We start from the raw sequence: 14,518 nt of genomic DNA, 5'->3' as shown, positions 1-14,518 counted from the left end.
GTCGTCCTGTGATCTGGGCGCTGGTGCAACACGGGCGAAACATGGCGGCCATAAGGTGGCCCCATGGGCAAGCAGGAAGACTTCGTACTGCGCGCGCTCGAGGAGCGCGACGTCAGATTCGTACGCCTCTGGTTCACCGACGTGCTGGGCTTCCTCAAGTCCGTCAGCGTGGCGCCGGCCGAACTCGAAGGAGCTTTCGAGGAAGGGATCGGCTTCGACGGCTCCGCGATCGAAGGCTTCGCGCGCGTCTATGAGTCCGACATGCTCGCACACCCCGACCCGGCGACCTTCCAGATCCTGCCCTGGCGCGGCGGCCAGGACGGCGGTCCCGCCACCGCGCGGATGTTCTGCGACATCGTGATGCCGGACGGCAGCCCCTCGTACGCCGACCCCCGCCACGTCCTCAAACGCGCGCTCGGCAAGGCTGCGGATGCGGGTTTCACCTTCTACACACACCCCGAGATCGAGTTCTATCTGCTCAAGGACATGCCTGAGAAGGGTGCCGAGCCAGTGCCGGTCGACAGGTCCGGCTTCTTCGATCACACCGCCCAATCCCGCGGATCCGACTTCCGGCGAGAAGCGATCACGATGCTGGAATCGATGGGAATCTCGGTCGAGTTCAGCCATCACGAAGGCGGCCCCGGTCAGCAGGAGATCGACCTGCGTTATGCCGACGCCCTCTCGACGGCCGACAACATCATGACCTTCCGTACGGTCGTACGCGAGGTGGCGCTGAGCCAGGACATCTGGGCCTCGTTCATGCCCAAGCCGTTCACCGACCACCCCGGCTCGGGCATGCACACCCACCTTTCGCTCTTCGAGGGTGACCGCAACGCGTTCTTCGAGGCCGGCGCCGAATACCAGCTCTCCAAGACCGGTCGCGGGTTCATCGCCGGGATCCTGCACCACGCCGCCGAGATCACCGCGGTGACCAACCAGTGGGTCAACTCCTACAAGCGCCTGCTCGGAGGCGGCGAGGCGCCGTCCTCGATCTGCTGGGGGCACAACAACCGCTCGGCGATGGTGCGCGTGCCGATGTACAAGCCCAACAAGGGCCAGTCCACTCGTGTCGAGCTGCGCTCGATCGACCCGGCCTGCAACCCCTACCTGGCGTACGCCGTGATCCTCGAGGCGGGCATGAAAGGCATCGAGGAGGGCTATGAGTTGCCGCCCGAGGCCGAGGACGACGTGTGGACGTTGACGGAGAAGGAGCGCAAGGCGCTCGGCATCGACGCCCTGCCCAAGAGCCTGTACGACGCGATCGCGGTGGCCGAACGCTCCGAGCTGCTCGCCGAGACCCTGGGGGAGCACGTCTACGACTTCTTCTTGCGCAACAAGCGCAAGGAGTGGGAGGAATACCGCGTGCAGGTCTCGGCGTACGAGCGTGACCGGATGATGTCGGTGCTGTGACCACTCCACAGCAACGGCCGTCGTACGCCCCGCGCGTGCTGGTCATCCAGCACGAGGACGACGACCCCGCACACCTGTTCGGCCAGTGGATGCGGGCGGCGGGTGCCGAAGTCGTCAGCATCCGGGCCTACCTCGACGAGCCCGTACCCGAGTCGATGACCGGAATCGACGCACTGCTGGTCATGGGTGGTGCGATGGGCGCCAACGACGACGCCGCGCACCCGTGGCTCACCGCGACCAAGGAGCTGATCCGTCAGGCCGTCGAGCATCGGATCCCGACCCTGGGGATCTGCCTTGGGCATCAGCTCGGCGCGGTGGCGTTGGGCGGCGTCGTGAACAAGAACCCGCGCGGCAAACAGTTCGGCCTGATCCCGGTGGGCTGGACCGACGCCGCGCGCGACGATGCGTTGTTGAGCGCGGCACCGCTACACGCGCGGGCCCTGCAATGGAACGACGACGTGGTCGTCCAGGCGCCACCGGATGCCGTGGTGTTGGCGCAGACCGAGCACGCGGAGATCCAGGCGTTGCGGTTTGCGCCAGCCGCATGGGGCCTGCAATGGCATCCGGAGGTGGACGCCGACCTGATCGCGCCCTGGATCCAAAGCGATCCAGGGGTCCGCGACAAGGAGTCCGCCAGGCATGTCGTCGCGCAGGTGCATGCCGCACGCGACGAGTTGCGGGCCACCTGGCAGCCGGTCGCGGAGCGTTTGGTCGACCTGGCGAAGCAGAGGAGTTGAGTCGTGGCGCGTGACGACGGGCGTGCGCTCGCACGGACTGCGCTGGCGCGCTGGGGCTTCGCGGACACTCAGGCCGCCCGTGATCGGGCGGTCGCCATGGGCGAGGGGATCGAGCCGCTGCTGGCGATCATCGGACGCACCGCGGACCCGGATGCGGCCCTGATCAACCTCGAACGGCTCGCGCAGGCGCTGCCCGATGGCGCGGCACTACTGGCGGAGCTGGTCGACGACGAGGGCACTGCGATGCGGTTGCTCAGCGTCCTCGGGGCCAGTGAGGCACTCGCCGACCACCTCGTACGACATCCCGAGCAGTGGTGTGACCTCACCGACTCGCACCTCGGCTCCACGCGACCGGCAGCCTTCGCCGTACGGGCGCATCTGCTTCAAGCCGTCGGGGCAGACCCCCTTGCGAGGACTCCCGTCGCCACGCTGCCTGACCAGCAGGCGATGGCCGCGCTGCGGGTGCAGTACCGCCGGTTGCTGACGCGGCTCGCGGCACGTGATCTGGCCCATCACCTGGGTCTCGACGATGCCGCCGCCGAGCTCTCCGACCTGGCGGCGGGCACCCTGGAGGCAGCCCTCGCGATCGCGCGCCAGCGCGTGGGGGAGCGCGCCCACGACGTACGCCTGGCAGTGATCGCGATGGGCAAGTGCGGCGCCCACGAACTCAACTACATCAGCGATGTCGACGTGATCTTCGTGGCCGAACCCGCAGAGGGCGTCGACGAGACGGTGGCGTTGAAGGCCGGCGCTCAGCTCGCGGCGCACGTGATCACGGTGTGCGGCGACTTCACCGCCGAGGGCACGATCTGGGAGGTCGATGCGGCCCTTCGCCCGGAGGGCAAGGCGGGGCCGTTGGTCCGCACGATGTCGAGCATGCGCGGCTACTACGAGCGCTGGGCGAAGACCTGGGAGTTCCAGGCGCTGCTCAAGGCCAGACCCGTCGCCGGCGACCTGGAGTTGGGTCGCGAGTTCGTGGCGATGGTGAAGCCGATGGTGTGGAGTGTCGCTGAGCGCGACGGCTTCGTCGCCGACGTCCAAGCGATGCGGCGCCGGGTCCTGGATCACATCCCGGCGAACCAGGCTCAGCGACAACTCAAACTCGGCTCAGGTGGCCTGCGCGACGTGGAGTTCGCGGTGCAGTTGCTCCAACTGGTGCATGGACGCGGCGACGACGAGATCCACGAGCCGACCACGCTGAGCGCGCTGTGGGCGCTGACGCGGCGTGGCTACGTCGGCCGCGAGGACGGCCAGGCGATGCACGAGGCGTACGAGTTCTTGCGCACGTTGGAACATCGCATCCAGATGCATCAGCTGCGGCGTACGCACGTGGTGCCGGACGGCGAGCAGGCGCTGCGCCGTCTGGGCCGGTCGATGGGCTTCTTCAAGGATCCGGTCACCGAACTGGAACGGGCGTGGGCACACCATCGCCTGGAGGTCCGCCGCCTGCACGAGAAGCTCTTCTATCGCCCGTTGCTTTCGGCGGTCGCACGCATCCCCGGTGAGGGTGCGCGCCTGTCGACCGAGGCTGCCGAGCAGCGACTGTCCGCGCTCGGGTACGCCGACCCGAAGGCGGCGCTGCGCCACCTCGAAGCACTGACCGAGGGCGTCAGCCGTACCGCCGCGATCCAGCGGACCCTGCTGCCGGTGCTGCTCGAGTGGTTCGCGGATGCGCCGGATCCCGACGCCGGGCTGCTCGGGTTCCGTCGGATCTCCGAGGCATTGGGCACGACGCACTGGTATCTCAAGACGTTGCGCGACGAGGGGCAGGTCGCCGAACGTCTCGCGAAGATCCTGGCTACCTCGCGCTATGCCACCGATCTGTTGCAGCGCGAGCCCGAAGGCGTACGCCTGCTCGGTGAGGACCTCCAGCCGTCCAGTGCCGAGGCATTGACCACAGAGATGGCCGCGGCAGCGTCGCGACAAGACGACCACGAGGAGGCGGCGCGCGCGATTCGGGCGATCCGGCGCCGCGAGCTCTTCCGGATCAGCGCCGGTGACCTGGATGGCGTGATCTCGATCGATGATGTGGGGCTGGGGCTGACTCGTCTGACCGATGCCACCTTGCAAGCCACCCTGGACGTCTCCATCCGCTCCGTCCTGGCCGCGAAATCCTTGGACTCCGCACCGACTCGGATCGCTGTGGTCGCGATGGGTCGCTATGGCGGCTTCGAACTGTCGTACGGCAGTGATGCCGACGTGATGTTCGTCCACGAACCCGTCGCAGGTGCAGACGCGCACCTCGCCGCGCAGTTCGCCCAGGCGGTCGCGCACGAGTTGCGCCGCCTGTTGTTGTTGCCCGCCACCGATCCGCCGCTGGAGGTCGACGCGGATCTGCGTCCCGAGGGCAAGCAGGGGCCCCTGGTCCGCACGCTGGAGTCGTACGCCGCCTATTACGCGAAGTGGTCGAAGGTGTGGGAGGCGCAGGCGCTGCTGCGAGCCGATGCGATCGTCGGCGACATCGGGCTGCGCGAGCGCTTCACCGCCCTGATCGACCCGCTGCGCTATCCCGCCGAGGGGTTGTCGCGCGCCGACCTCGTCGAGATCCGTCGGATCAAGGCGCGTGTCGACACCGAACGGCTGCCCCGCGGCGCGGACCCGCACACCCATCTGAAACTTGGTCGTGGGGGACTGGCCGACGTCGAGTGGACGGTGCAGGCATTGCAACTCCAGCACGCCGGTGAGCACCCCGGCCTTCGTACGCCGCGCACGCTCGAAGCCTTGGCGGTCGCGGTCGACGTGGACCTGATCGCCGTCGAGGATGCGGAGCAACTGGCTTCGGCTTGGCGGCTGGTCAGCCGGGTCCGCAACGCGATCACGTTGGTGCGCGGCAAGCCCGGCGACCAACTGCCCCGCGACACCCGCGAGAAGGCAGCGGTCGCGGCCGTCTTGGGCTACCCGTACGGCGCGTCGGACGAGATGGTCAACGACTACCTGCGTACGACGCGGCGCGCGCATGGGGTTGTGGAGCGGATCTTCTGGGGATGATCCATGGGTGACCTCGCCACCTCCGCTGCGCCACCACCAACGTGCGGCACTCGATGCGCTGGCGGCGGGGTGGCAGTCAGGGCGTACGCGAGCCTGGGTCGAGCTTCCACCAGGAGCTGGCAAGACCCGAGTCGGCCTGGAGACCGCTGCGGCAATGCTGAGAACCGGCGAGGTGGCTCGCGTCGTGGCGTTCGCGCCGAATACCGCGATCCAGTCGCAATGGGAGTCCCAGGGGCGTGCCTTCGGGCTGGAGGTCGGCACGGATCGGGTCCTCGACGAGGCGATGTCTGCCCTGACGTATCAGTCGCTGGCGGTCTTCGATGCCGACGCCGAGGCGACGGACGCAGAGCGGGGCCGACGCAATCCGTTGGGACGGCTTCACGAGAACGGGCGGGCACTGGTCGAGGAACTGCGCCGGGCGGGTCGGATCCTGTTGATCCTCGACGAGTGCCACCATCTCCTCGAAGTGTGGGGCCGACTCCTCGGCGAGATCCTCGAGGAGTTGCCCGAGGCTCGCGTCCTCGGCCTCACCGCGACGCCGCCGACGCTGATGTCTGCGGAGCAGTCCATGCTGCGCACTCAACTTTTCGGCGAGGTGGCATTCGCTGCGTCCATCCCGGCCGTGGTGCGCGAGGGTGACCTGGCACCCTTCCAAGAACTGGCCTGGGTGGTGTTGCCGACGCCACGCGAGCGCGATTGGCTCGACGAATCGGCACAACGGTTCACGGAACTCACCACAGCATTGCTGGACCCCAAGCACGGCACGACGGCTTTTCTGCCGTGGCTAGACGAGAGGTTTCTGGCTTCGTCGCACGCGTTCGAACGCATCCTCGCCCGAGAGCCCGAACTCGCCGACGCAGCCTTGCGCTTCCACTACGCGGGGCTCTTGGGGCTGCCGCCCGGAGGTCATCTCGCCGAACAACATCGGCAGGGTCCCACTGCCGACGACTGGGTGCTGCTGCTGAACAAGTGGATCCTGGAATGTGTCCAACCCTCCACGGCAGCCCACGACAAGGCCCTCGTGCAAGCAGTGCGTGACGTCTTGCCCGCTATCGGCTTCACCTGGACCAAGCGAGGCATCCGTCGCGGGCGTACTCCTGTTGACCGCGTGCTCGCGCGCTCGGCGGCCAAGGTCACCGCGGCCGTCTCCATCGTCGATGCCGAGCAGGTCATTCTCGGCCCGCGGCTGCGGATGCTGGTGCTGTGCGACTACGAAAGGGCCAGCGCGACGCTGCCGGCGACCTTGGCGGGTGTGCTGGAGCAGCAGACCGGTTCGGCGTACGACGTGCTGGTCGCCCTGTCACGCGACGCGTCCACCGCGGCAATACCGGCGCTCATGGTCACCGCGAAGGTGGTGGCGGGCCTGCCAGAGACACTCACGCGACTGCGTGCTCATGTTGCCGAGTCGGATCCGTTAGCAGCCACTTTGCAGATCACCCAGCCGGACCAGGACGGCATCGCCCGTCTGGAGGGCTCGTGGACGTCACGGGTATGGGTGCGGCATGTGACGGCGTTCTTCGAGGCCGGTGGTGCCCAAGTGCTGGTGGGCACGCGGGCGTTGCTCGGCGAGGGTTGGGATGCGCGTACGGTCAATTCGCTGATCGACCTCACCACCGTCACTTCCTCGACCTCCGTCGTGCAAACGCGGGGGAGAGCGCTGCGGACCGATCCTGGCGATCCGGAAAAGGCATCCAACAACTGGACCGTCACCTGTGTGGCGCCCGACCACCCTCGCGGCGATCGGGACTGGCACCGACTTGTCGACAAGCACCAGGGCTACTTCAGCCTCGACGGTGATGGCGACATCGTCGACGGTGTCGCACACCTCGACTCCTCGTTTTCGCCCTATCGACCGCCCGCAAGTGACCGCTTCGATGCGGTGAATGCCGCTGCGGTTGCCCGAGCTCAAGACCGTCTAGTCGTACGCGAGGGTTGGCGAGTGGGCGAGCCCTATCGGGATCAAACCTCGAGCACCCTTCGAGTGACGTCACCCACTCTCGACCCTGACTCGATCATCGGTCGCACCACGATGCCGTTTGCCGTCTTGGGTCCCAAGGGCCGCGTCGTCGCGCCATCAGCTGGTTCGCAGTCGAGCTGGTCGCCTGCGTTGCCGCGCCGCGAGTCCAGTCGGCTCACGTTGCACCAGCACGTGACAGCCGCCGTCGCATCAGTTCCGGCGGGCATCGGGGGAGGAATGGCAGCCGTTGAGATGTCCGCGAGCAACGGAGTCGTGACAGGCGCCACCGTCGGCGTGGCATTCGCAGGCTGGCTGGCAGCGCGCCTTGCCCTGCCGCGCATCTCCTCCTACTTCGAGCGTCGCAAGGCCAGACGACGTGGTCGCCGGATCATTGCCGAGATTGGCACCGAGCCCCCGGGCCTGTTCCGATTGGCGGCCGTTGTGGCTGACGGGATGCGACGGCGTGGTCAACTCTCACGTGGCGCCGAAGCACTTGACCTGCACGCAGATCAGTCGGGCGGAGTTCGTTGTGTGCTGCGCGACGTGTCTGCGCATGAGTCGGAGCTATTCGCCAAGAACCTCGACACCGTGCTGGGGCCAGTTTCGTCGGCGTGGGGTCTTAGGGGAGTGCAGGTCGTTGCGCGCAGCGATCTGACCACAGCAGAGGTGGAAGCAGCCGGCTTTGGCCAGATCGCGGCACATCGGACGTTTTGGTACGCCTCCGAAGGACTGAAGGTCTCTCCCGAGTACGACGCGGCTTGGTCCGAGTGGGTTGGCGGTCTCGAACGAATCTCCACACGCAGCGCTCGTGGGCAGCAGGCGTTGGCCGAGGCCGCTAAGACCGACCGTGATGATCTCGTGGTCGTCTTGCGCCAGCACTGGTCCTGAGCCGATCTGAGAGAGTCCGGGACATGGGTGAAGACTTCGCGACCCGCTATGCGGCGGCCGTCGCTGCTGCCTCGACTCCGTGCTTTTGGCACCGCGAGGAATCGCCGTCCGCGATGCTGCACCGATTGGCCGAGGGAGCGCAGGCGCTGGGGATCACCGAGTGGGATCGGTATGGCGAGGGCGGCGCGGCACGCTCTACGGCATGACCATCCTCGCCGTCGGCGGTCTGCTCGGTTTGCGCGACGAGCTGCCGCGGATGCGGGAATACCTCGACGCGGCTCGCGCGCTGGCCAGTGCTCTCAGGGATCGAGGATTCCGGGTCGAAGGTCCGCACGTCGCGACCTTCGAGGGCTACGCCGAGGCTGATCGTCTCCCGACCAATGAGCGCCTGTTGGACTTCGTACGCGCGCACGGCATCGTGCTCAACAATCCCTGGCGCGAGGCGGACACGCAGGCGAGGTCGTCACCGAACTCGTCGTTGCCGCTGCGACCCTCGGCCACGATCCCGAGCAGATCGCGGACTGGATGGCCCCAGTCATGGTCTAGCCTCACGACGGTGAGTGCCCAGGCCCCCAGCGCGGTAATTCTGATCCGCGCCGAACGCTTCCGACCCAACCCGGCGACAGCCGCCGACAACGCCTTCCAGGCCGACGTCCCGGTCGGCGAGAGTGACCTCGACGTGGCAGGGGCGGCGCTCGCCGAGATGGATGCCGTGGCCGAGGCGCTGCGGCAGGCGGGCGTCACCGTGCACGTGTTCGAGGACCAGGACCACACACGTCCCGACAGCGTGTTTCCCAACAACTGGTTGTCGACCCACGCAGGCGGCAATGTCGCGGTCTATCCGATGTACGCCTCCAATCGTCGACACGAGCGACGCGCGGACGTCTTGGAGTTCTTGAAGTCGAACTATCGCGTGCAGACGATCGTCGACTACTCCGGCCTCGAACCCGACGGCATCTTCTTGGAAGGCACCGGCGCGATGGTGCTCGACCACATCTCCCGGGTGGCGTACACCGCGCGCTCGCACCGGGCGGACACGCACGTGCTCGAACGCTTCTGCACCGACTTCGGGTACGAGCCGATGGCCTTCGATGCGGTCGACTCCGACGGCGTACCCGTTTATCACACCAATGTCATCGCGTGTGTGGGCACCGAGGTCGCACTCTTCGCCCTGGAGATGATCCCGGATGTCGCACGCCGTGAGCAGGTCCGCGAGCGGTTGTCCGTACGCGGGCGTACGGTCATCGAGATCACCGAGGCGCAGGTGCGTGAGTTCGCGGGCAATGCGGTCGAGTTGACCGGTCGTACGCCCGAGGGGCACCGCAGATCCGTGCTGGCGATGTCGGCGCGAGCGCGGGCGTCTCTCACCGCCGAGCAGGTGACGGCCATCGAGCAGCATTGCGAGATCGTGGCCGTCGAGATCCCCACCATCGAACTGGCCGGAGGGTCCGTCAGATGCATGATCGCGGGCGTCCACCTGGATCGACGACCTGCGACCGGGCCGGAGCTGACCGAGGCCGTCGAGGCGATCAACGAGGACAACCCGGTGACCGCCGATGGTCGGTATGTCGACACGGCGAGCCCGGAAGCCGTCTATGACGTCGAGTCACGCGCCGAGGAGTTCTCACCGGACCTGCTCAGCGCCATCCGCGCGGCGATCGGGGAGGAGCGCGTCGTACACACGCTCGGGCATCATCGGCCCAACACCATCGTCGAACTCGGACCGTCCGGCATCCTCGTAGAGAACGAACGCACCCAGAACCGCGGTGCTGGGCCGCAACTCGTGCCCGCCTGGATGTTCGAGAGTGCCTGGCAGGCGCTGCGCGAACACGGCCGTCTGAGCAACCGAGAACTGCTCGCCAGCGACGACCTCAACATCAAACGCTCGTCCTTCGTGTGCGCGGTCCTCGCCAAATTGCCGGAAGTCGAGGTGGTCGGGACCAGTCCCGTGGTCCTGGAGCGAGTCGTCCGCCAGACCCCGTGACCGGGCCTTCACCCAGTCTTCACGGGGGCGCTCTGGTCTGGCTGGGCGGACCCTGGCAGGATCGGGGCCATGGCTGCATGGGCACATCTGGAGATCAACGTCGATGACAACGGCAACGTCGAGGTCAGCGGCTATAACGCCGACCCCGAGGGCATCGTGGACGGCGCCGAGTCTTGGGAGGACCTCCTCAGCATGCTCGGTGAGGGCGGCTGGGAGTTGGTCCAGGTCGTGCCCGACGATGACATGACCTACTGGTTCAAAAAGCAGGTCTGACCGCACGACTGATGAGTGACGAGGACCGACTCGAAGACGCTCTCGACGACCTCGCCGCGCAGGGCTGGGACGTCACTCGCGAGGGCGACCGCATCGTGCACATCCGGGGCACCTTCGCCAACCCCGAGCGCATCGCGCTGACGGCCATCGGCAAGATTGCGGAGCAGGACCTGCTCGTGTACGCGGCCAACCGCCACGGCAGTTGGGCGCTGGCCGGGTGGAAGCGGCCGGATTCGGTGATGTTGACGTACGCCGGTGTCAGCGTGCGCTGGCGTCATCGTCGTCTGCCTGACCACGTGCCACCGCACGGTGCGAATTTCATGTCGGGTCAGCCGTCGCCCTACGACATCACCACCAAGCCCAAGCACCTGGAGACCCCGGAGGCACGCGCGGTGTTGAGTGCGCTCGGCGCCGATGAGGACTGGCTCGCCGACCTGCTCGGGGAAGCCGCTCGTACGAAGGAGGCAGCGCGGCTCGCCGCGGCTGTCGCCGCACGCGAGTCAGCGCCCGCCCGAGCAGCGCGACCGCGCACCCCGCGTCCCAGCACTTCTCGCCCGGCTCCGAAGCCCGAGCCCCAGGTGGCGGTGTGCCCGCGCTGCTTCATGCAACTCAGTGCCACGGGTGTGTGCGGCAACTGCGACTGAGGCGGCCCACGAGCGCGTGACGCGGGCCAGTCATCTCACCTTGACGAGCATCCCACGTCGGGTCATCTCGCCGGCTGCGGAGACGACGACCACTGCGACGCGGACCACGTCACCCTTCCTGGCCTTGGCCAACCGGGTGCTCACCTGGAGTCGACCTGCCGAGGTTGCGGGCCGACTCGTACGTCCCTTCGCGATCTTCCGACCACCGCGGGTCACCTGCCAGGTGACGTTGAGGTAGGCGGCGTCCCCGGTGGCTCGCGTGCGCGTAGCGGTGACGGAGATGCGTCGTGTGGTGGCTTTGGCGCGGATGCGTTTGGCGACGGTGCTGCCCTTGCGCGGGGTAATCCGGGTGGGTTTGCCGTTGACCTTGACGGTGGCGTGTCCAGTGGCGTCGAAGGTCTTGGCGGGCAGGGTGAGACGGTCGCCCCTACCGAGGGCGAGTCGGCCAAGTCGTACGCGTAGGGGGTCACGGCCGCCGAGCAGATCGAGGTTGATCTTCCCGCTGCCGCGAGTGGCGAGGATGGTGAAGGCATTGGCGGTGTGCTGGACTTTCAGGGCCAGTCCGGCCGGGATCGCGAGGTCGACCGTACGACTGTCGTGCGCCGCGTCGGTGATCAGCAGCGAGCGACTCGCGCCCTTCGGGGCCGTGACCGTGCCGTCGGCGGTCACGGTCAACTGCTGGGCACCAGTGGCGCTCAACGTGACGCTGGCCCGGCCTCGGGTGAGGCTGACCGCCTGCGGTCGCGTGCCAGGGGGCAAGACCACGGTGAGCGGAAGCGTGGAGGTGCCGCTGAACGACGGCGCTTCGGCGAATCCCATTCCGCCGACTCGATAACCGGTCGTCATGCCGGGCACGGCACGTCCGTGCGGACTCGTGAGTCGGGTGCCGGAGCTGGTCGACGACGCACTGAAACCTCCCGAGCCTGACGGCTTGGCGGTGAATTCGTTGGGTAGCTCCAACGTGCCCGGCTTGGGGAACTTTGCGGGATCCCACAAGTTCAGGCTGTCCGCCTTGCCCCACGTGACGGTGTTCATGGACACCTTGCCGTCGACGTTGCTGATCACGTAACGCTCAGTGCTGATGGCGTGGTTTTCGCCAGCGCGGAACGGCCGGTTGGAATCGATCGCCGAGAGGACGATCTGGTTCGCGGCGACCGACCAGTCGGTGATCCGGACTATGTGTCCACCTCTGCCGCCGTTGGTGTCGAACCAGAAGCCAAGCCAGAAGTCGTGGTCCTGTGGGAGTGTCTTGAAGGCGTTCGCAAAGACCTGATAGTCGCTGCCCTCCGCCACGATCGCCGGTTTGACCGAGGGTGACGACTGGCTCAACTGACCCTGTCGCAACGCGGCCCTCAGCCGATCATTGAGTTCCCACCCGTGGGTCATCGTGAAGTTGTTGGCTGCGTCCACGATGCCGTCGTCGGCAAGGGCGTTGCGCGAGACCCAGCCCGACTCCAGGGCCGAGCTCAAGGAGGCGAATCCGAAGCAGTTGCCGCCACTGCCGTATTTGGAGAACGACTTGGTCCACAACTCGTACTTCACCGGGTCGATCTCGCAGAAGAACACGTGACACGTCACGAATCGATCGCCGAACACGGCATACCAGTCGCTGAACGGCGCTGATTCGGAGAAGTTGGCGGCTTGGAAGCCCGAGGTAGAGCGCGGGACCTGGATGGTCAACGGTTTGTCATAGCTCAGCGCTATCTTGCCGTTGAGGCTGGTCAGGCTCAGACCGAGGTCGAGACCGCTCTTGCCAGACGTCGCATCGAACGGCACCTGCACAAACGCATGATCGGGGTCGGACGGATCGCCAGTCACGGGGACGGGGTTGCTGTTGCCGACCTTGATGGTCCCGTCGAAGCAGAGGTTCTTGCCCGTGAGGCGAAGCTGGCTGCCGGGCAGACCCCAACGCGGAACTGAGCGCCGAGGCGTGTCGTCGATCTTGCTGTACGAGATCTCCTGGACCAAGTCGATGCTCGACGCAACGGCCTGCGCCCAAGCCCCGAGCCCGAAACTCTGCCCGCCCGGCACACCGCTGACGTAGGCCGCCAGATGGCTCCCGGCTGACCAGGACAGCGGGTAGGTGGCGGTGCCGCCCGAGGCCGGGAGCGGCTGAGAAACCAGCACCTGGCCGCTGTCGTTGGTCACCATGAGTCGTTCCGCAGGCAGCGGGGGAGTGTCGGAGGCCGGCACGGTCACACTCACTGTGGTCGGGGTGGGAGCACACGGCGAGAGCGGCACGGCTGCTGACTCCGCGATGCCCCACCACGCCTTGTCGCGGGTGGTCGCACCGGCGGTGAGTTTGAGGGCGTACGGCTCGATCACCGACACGGGGACACTGCCGATGGCCTGGCCCGCTGCACTCAAGGTCACGGTCTGGTTCGTATTCACGGCCGTGTCGCTGGCCACCGTGTAGACGAGTTTCGTGGTGCTGGCGTCGGGGTTAGTCTGCGACGTCCTGGTGAAGGTCAGGCCATAACCGGAGAGGGCGAACGACGCGGGTCGCACCGCGCCGAAGCGGTAGCGCACATAAAAGGTCAGCGAGCCGGTGTAATGGTCACGCATCGTCAGCGGACCCGCGGCCATCGCCGTCACGGACGGTGCGGGTTGGCCCGAGGCTGCGAAGGTCAAGTCATCCAGGTGCAGGTCCGTCGCCGTCGTGGGGGTCACTAGCACGTCGCGGCACGGCACCGTGCCGCAAGTCACCGTGAAGCTTCCCCGTGAGTGTGTGCCCAGGTCGACGGGGACCAGCGTGCCGCCGCGGTCGGTGAGCCCGTAGACCTTGACATCCTCGGCCGTGGTCATCGAGATGCTGGTCTGCAGGGCGGCGAAAGTCGCACAGAAGGTTGCCGGTGACGTGTGGCTCGACGCGTACGCATAGTGCGGCATCGACGGCGGCAACGTGGTGCCCGCCGCCCGGTTCGACGCGCTGACACTGGAGCACGCGCTGCGCCCCGCGAGTGCGAGTGTGCGTGAGTTTGCCGTGAAGGACGACAGACCCAGCGCCTGGTACTGCGTGGTGAGCGCGGTGCCCGAGGCGACGTCGTCGAAGTCAGCCGTCACCGTGACGGCAGCGTGGGCGGGCGCCATGATCGACAGCCCGGCGAGCACGAGCGCCGCGACCAGAACATGCCGAAGGCGGGGGGAGAAGTTGGCGAACATTCAGGACACCTTCACGCTCAGAGAGCGACTCGACACGTCACCGGTCGCGGACAGGGGCCGGGACGGCGAGTCGTGTCCGCAAGGCCGGTCACGACCCACAACATCGCGATCAGGACACGCAACCTTGTCGCCATGCGCCACTTCCCATCAGCCGAAACACCAGGGCCGATTCTGGACAGTAGGTCCCGAGAGCGCGGGCTCGCATGACCCACTCGGGTCATCTCGATCTAGTCCGTCCGGGTCAGGGACGCGCCGATCTCTTAACGGGTACGTCGTTGCCACTGGGTGGCTTCCAGGCACCCGCTAAGCGCGGCGAGCCCCGGCCACCGCGTGCGTGACCGGGGCTCACCCTTCGGCAGCGGCTACGCCGCTACCTCCGGGCTCACTCCTCACAGGTCGTGTTGAACGACGACCTGTTTGCGGGCCTCACCCTTCGGCAGCGGCTACGCCGCTACCTCCGGGCTCACTCCTCACA

General features: G+C 67.1%; 9 protein-coding genes. 8 read left to right on the top strand and 1 reads right to left on the bottom strand.

Translation table 11 applies throughout. The features are described from left to right. Nucleotides 1-63: 63 nt before the first annotated feature. From V9G04_09265 to V9G04_09230, 8 genes are all read left to right on the top strand, one after another. The gene (locus V9G04_09265) at nucleotides 64-1,410 is read left to right on the top strand and encodes a glutamine synthetase family protein (GenBank protein MEI2713468.1); all 1,347 of its coding nucleotides are present in this window, start codon (nucleotides 64-66) and stop codon (nucleotides 1,408-1,410) included. Then, nucleotides 1,407-2,147 carry a type 1 glutamine amidotransferase gene (locus tag V9G04_09260; protein MEI2713467.1) on the top strand — a complete coding sequence of 247 codons (741 nt, stop codon included), beginning with the start codon at nucleotides 1,407-1,409 and terminating at the stop codon, nucleotides 2,145-2,147. Before V9G04_09265 ends, V9G04_09260 begins: the two co-directional genes overlap by 4 nt. Nucleotides 2,148-2,150: 3 nt before the next feature. After that, the gene (locus tag V9G04_09255) at nucleotides 2,151-5,135 is read left to right on the top strand and encodes a bifunctional [glutamine synthetase] adenylyltransferase/[glutamine synthetase]-adenylyl-L-tyrosine phosphorylase (protein ID MEI2713466.1); all 2,985 of its coding nucleotides are present in this window, start codon (nucleotides 2,151-2,153) and stop codon (nucleotides 5,133-5,135) included. Nucleotides 5,136-5,142: 7 nt separating this feature from the next. Then, complete coding sequence (locus V9G04_09250; GenBank protein MEI2713465.1) at nucleotides 5,143-7,980, top strand: DEAD/DEAH box helicase family protein; 2,838 nt, start codon at nucleotides 5,143-5,145, stop codon at nucleotides 7,978-7,980. Nucleotides 7,981-8,003: 23 nt separating this feature from the next. After that, entirely contained in the window at nucleotides 8,004-8,186 is a 183-nt protein-coding gene (locus V9G04_09245; protein ID MEI2713464.1) for a hypothetical protein, read from the top strand. Next, nucleotides 8,183-9,964, top strand: coding sequence for an arginine deiminase-related protein (locus V9G04_09240; protein MEI2713463.1), 1,782 nt, complete (start codon nucleotides 8,183-8,185; stop codon nucleotides 9,962-9,964). Before V9G04_09245 ends, V9G04_09240 begins: the two co-directional genes overlap by 4 nt. Before the next feature lie 69 nt (nucleotides 9,965-10,033). Continuing rightward, nucleotides 10,034-10,237 (top strand): hypothetical protein, encoded by a 204-nt coding sequence (locus V9G04_09235; protein MEI2713462.1) that lies wholly within the window; start codon nucleotides 10,034-10,036, stop codon nucleotides 10,235-10,237. Nucleotides 10,238-10,248: 11 nt separating this feature from the next. Continuing rightward, nucleotides 10,249-10,881, top strand: coding sequence for a hypothetical protein (locus V9G04_09230; GenBank protein ID MEI2713461.1), 633 nt, complete (start codon nucleotides 10,249-10,251; stop codon nucleotides 10,879-10,881). 30 nt (nucleotides 10,882-10,911) lie between these two features. On the opposite strand, the gene V9G04_09225 is transcribed toward V9G04_09230, so the two are convergent. Beyond that, entirely contained in the window at nucleotides 10,912-14,043 is a 3,132-nt protein-coding gene (locus V9G04_09225; GenBank protein MEI2713460.1) for a hypothetical protein, read from the bottom strand. Between the last annotated feature and the right edge of the window lie 475 nt (nucleotides 14,044-14,518).

Origin of the sequence: Nocardioides sp. (genome assembly GCA_037045645.1) — a bacterium.
In the GTDB taxonomy this organism is placed as follows: Bacteria; Actinomycetota; Actinomycetes; order Propionibacteriales; family Nocardioidaceae; genus Nocardioides.
The sequence above is the reverse complement of the archived record's forward strand: the minus strand, read 5'-3'. Positions and strand labels throughout refer to the sequence as shown.

Coding starts and splice junctions, on each gene's coding strand:
- V9G04_09265 (MEI2713468.1), top strand. CDS start 64: ATGGGCAAGCAGGAAGACTTCGTACTGCGCGCGCTCGAGGAGCGCGAC.
- V9G04_09245 (MEI2713464.1), top strand. CDS start 8,004: ATGGGTGAAGACTTCGCGACCCGCTATGCGGCGGCCGTCGCTGCTGCC.
- V9G04_09240 (MEI2713463.1), top strand. CDS start 8,183: ATGACCATCCTCGCCGTCGGCGGTCTGCTCGGTTTGCGCGACGAGCTG.
- V9G04_09235 (MEI2713462.1), top strand. CDS start 10,034: ATGGCTGCATGGGCACATCTGGAGATCAACGTCGATGACAACGGCAAC.
- V9G04_09230 (MEI2713461.1), top strand. CDS start 10,249: ATGAGTGACGAGGACCGACTCGAAGACGCTCTCGACGACCTCGCCGCG.
- V9G04_09225 (MEI2713460.1), bottom strand. CDS start 14,043: ATGTTCGCCAACTTCTCCCCCCGCCTTCGGCATGTTCTGGTCGCGGCG.